We start from the raw sequence: 1,299 nt of genomic DNA, 5'->3' as shown, positions 1-1,299 counted from the left end.
GCACGCCGCTACATAGGTCATGTAAGTTCATGTGATTGCCGACCATCGCCGACAACACTTGTAGCCCGGCTATAATGCCGTCGCCAGTGGTGGTCTTGTCCAGCAAGATTACATGGCCAGAGTTCTCCGCGCCAATACGCCAGCCCTTTTCCTGCATTTTTTCTAGCACATAGCGGTCGCCCACGCGGGCTCGCACGAACGGCACCCCCAATTGCTTAAGTGCCAGCTCTAGGCCCATATTGCTCATCAGAGTGCCGACCACACCGCCAGATAACTGGCCTTGACGCAATTTTTCCCGCACGATGACATACAAGATCTGATCGCCATCCACTCTCTGCCCAAGATGATCCACCATGATCACCCGATCGCCATCACCGTCATAGGCGATGCCCAAATCGGCTTTTTCTGCCAGCACCCGGCTTTGCAACAGACGTACATCGGCGGCGCCGCATTCCTGGTTGATGTTCATACCGTCCGGCTGGCAGCCGAAGGTCACCACCGTCGCGCTGAGTTCGCTCAGCACGCTGGGGGCGATATGATAGGTCGCGCCGTTGGCGCAATCAACGACTATTTTCAATCCCTTGAGATTCAGATCGGCCGGGAAAGTCCCTTTGCAAAACTCGATATAGCGCCCGGCTGCATCGACGATCCGGCTGGCTTTGCCCAGCTCGGCCGATTCGACGCAGGTTAATGGCTTGACTAGTTCAGCTTCGATAGCCTCTTCCACCTCGTCGGGCAGTTTCGTACCTTCGATGGAAAAAAACTTAATTCCGTTATCGTAGAACGGATTATGGGAGGCGGAAATGACAATACCCGCCTCAGCGCGAAAGGTGCGGGTCAAATAGGCGATAGCTGGCGTCGGCATAGGACCAGTAAAGGAAGCAGACAGGCCAGCCGCGGCCAGCCCCGCTTCCAGCGCCGACTCCAGCATATAGCCGGAGATACGGGTATCTTTGCCTATGATGATTTTACGAGAGCCGTGGCGCGCCAGCACCTTACCGGCGGCCCACCCCAGCTTAAGGACAAAATCCGGCGTAACGGGGGAATCACCGACCTTGCCACGGATACCGTCTGTGCCAAAATATTTATGATTACTCATTGAAAATAGGTTTCCTTCGCTGAAAGCGTGGCTTTCACCACGCACATTGCTTCCACGGTTTGCCTGACGTCATGGACCCGGATAATCTTCGCCCCCTGCAGCGCGGCAATGACCGCGCAGGCAACGCTGCCCGTAACCCGCTTTTCTGGCAGAAGATCCAATAGTTGACCTATCATCGATTTGCGCGACATCCCCACCAG

2 protein-coding genes are annotated in these 1,299 nt (G+C 55.7%); both read right to left on the bottom strand.

The genetic code is table 11. From position 1 onward, the window contains the following. A partial coding sequence (gene glmM, locus BG74_RS01200; RefSeq protein WP_244267126.1) for a phosphoglucosamine mutase occupies nt 1-1,099 on the bottom strand: 1,099 nt, incomplete at its 3' end. Then, nucleotides 1,096-1,299: dihydropteroate synthase (locus BG74_RS15680; protein WP_244267124.1), on the bottom strand; the 204-nt coding region annotated here is incomplete at its 5' end. The genes glmM and BG74_RS15680, both read right to left, overlap by 4 nt.

The sequence above is a fragment of the Sodalis-like endosymbiont of Proechinophthirus fluctus genome (assembly GCF_001602625.1).
Lineage (GTDB): Bacteria > Pseudomonadota > Gammaproteobacteria > Enterobacterales > Enterobacteriaceae.
Note: the sequence above shows the minus strand (reverse complement) of the source record. Positions and strands in the feature narration are given on the sequence as shown.